This window comes from Mycobacterium sp. TH-M15 (assembly GCF_057473705.1).
Genome location: NZ_JBYCLB010000529.1, coordinates 1 through 1,885, shown reverse-complemented (window position 1 = coordinate 1,885; position 1,885 = coordinate 1). Strand labels below are relative to the sequence as shown.

The window sequence follows — 1,885 nt, the reverse complement described above, 5'->3', positions numbered from 1 at the left end:
GCCCCGTCGCCGGCCAGCCAGTCGGCCAGCGCCGACGCCCAGGCGGCCACCCGCTGGTCGGTCTTGCCGGCCAGCACCAGGGTGGTGACCGTCGGGTCGGCGGCCGCCGGGGCCGGCTCCGGGCCCTGCTCGATCACCACGTGCGCGTTGGTGCCGCCCAGCCCGAACGACGACACCCCGGCCCGGCGCGGTTCGCCGGACTCCGGCCACGCGGTCAGCTCGGTCGGCACGAACAGCCGGGTGGCCGACGGGTCGATCGCCGGATTCCATTGGGAGAAGTGCAGGTTCGGCGGGATCTTGCCGTGCCGGACGGCCAGCACCGCCTTGATGAAGCCGGCGATGCCGGCGGCTGCCTCCAGGTGGCCCAGGTTGCTCTTCACCGCGCCCAGACCGCAGCGCGCCTCGCCGCGGCCGTAAACCTCGGCCAGCGCGTCGAATTCGATCGGGTCACCCAACGAGGTTCCGGTGCCGTGGGTTTCGATGAAGTTCACCGAGTTCGCCGTCACGTCGGCGCTGCGCAACGCCCGGGTCAGCACGTCGCTCTGGGCTCCGGCGTTGGGCGCGGTCAGCCCGTTGGAACGGCCGTCGGAGTTGACCGCCGAGCCGCGCACCACCGCCAGCACCCGGTCGCCGTCGCGGACCGCATCGGTGAGCCGTTTGAGCACCACCACCCCGGCGCCCTCGCCGCGGACGAAGCCGTCGGCGCCGGCGTCGAACGAGTGGCACCGGCCGCGCGGCGACAGCATGCCCCACTTGGACAGGGCGAGTTGGGTCTCCGGGCGCAGCATCAGGTTCACCCCGCCGGCCAGCGCCAGGTCGGTCTCCCGCAGCTTCAGGCTCTGGCAGGCCAGGTGGATGGCGACCAGCGACGACGAGCAGGCGGTGTCCACCGCCACCGCCGGGCCACGCAGCCCGAGCAGGTAGGCGATCCGGCCGACGGTGACGCTGTGCGCGTTGCCGGTCGCCGAGTAGGCGTCGATGCCGTCCGGGTTGGTCGCCGAGGAGGCCTGGTACTCGTTGTAGTAGACGCCGGCCAGCACCGCGGCGCGGACGTCGCCGAGCCGCTCGGTCGCGATGCCGGCGTTCTCCAGCGCTTCGAAGGCCACCTCCAGCAGCAGTCGCTGCTGCGGGTCCATCGCCTCGGCTTCGCGCGGGGTGATGCCGAAGAAGTCGGCGTCGAAGCCGGCGATGTCGGGCAGGAAACCGCCCCACTTGGAGGCCATCCGGCCGGCGGCCAGCGGGTCGGGGTCGTAGAACGCCTCGCCGTCCCAGCGGTCGGCCGGCACGTCGACGATCGCGTCGGTGCCGCCGGCCAGCAGCGACCAGTAGCCGTCCGGCCCGGTCGCGCCGCCGGGGAACCGGCAGCCGATGCCGATCACCGCGACCGGTTCGGCGGTCGCGATCCGCGACGCCTTGTCGAACTGGTCGGTCAGCGCGGCGCGCTGGTCGGCGGTCATCGCCGCCACCCGGTTGAACGCTGTCTTCATCACCGGTCGCTCTCCCGGCCGGACGGGGCCGATTCGATGCTGTCGAAGAGCGCGTCGAGCACGCTGTCCTCGCGGGCGGCACCCGTTTCCTGGTCATCGGGCGGGGGCTGCAACGAGATCAGCAGCTCGGCCAGATGCGCGGCCAGCGACGAGATGGTCGGGTGGTTGAAGAACATCGTCGCCGACAGGTCGACGCCGAGCAGGTGCTTGCCTTCGCGCAGGATCGCGGTCGCCATGATCGAGTCGAGGCCCAGCTCCGGGAAGGACCGATCCATGTCGACCGCGGCCGCCGGCACCCCGAGCTCGCGGGCGAGCATGCCCTGCAGCCTAACCTCCAGCTCGCCGGGTATGACCTCGGCGGGCACCCGCTGCCAGTCCCAGGCCGCCGGCTCGGCCCG

2 protein-coding genes are annotated in these 1,885 nt (G+C 72.8%); both read right to left on the bottom strand.

The features are described 5' to 3' along the window. The coding region (locus tag AC2VNT_RS12905; protein WP_486947239.1) for a type I polyketide synthase at nucleotides 1-1,487 on the bottom strand (1,487 nt) is incomplete at its 3' end. Next, nucleotides 1,487-1,885: acyl carrier protein (locus tag AC2VNT_RS12900; RefSeq protein ID WP_486947238.1), on the bottom strand; the 399-nt coding region annotated here is incomplete at its 5' end. The genes AC2VNT_RS12905 and AC2VNT_RS12900, both read right to left, overlap by 1 nt.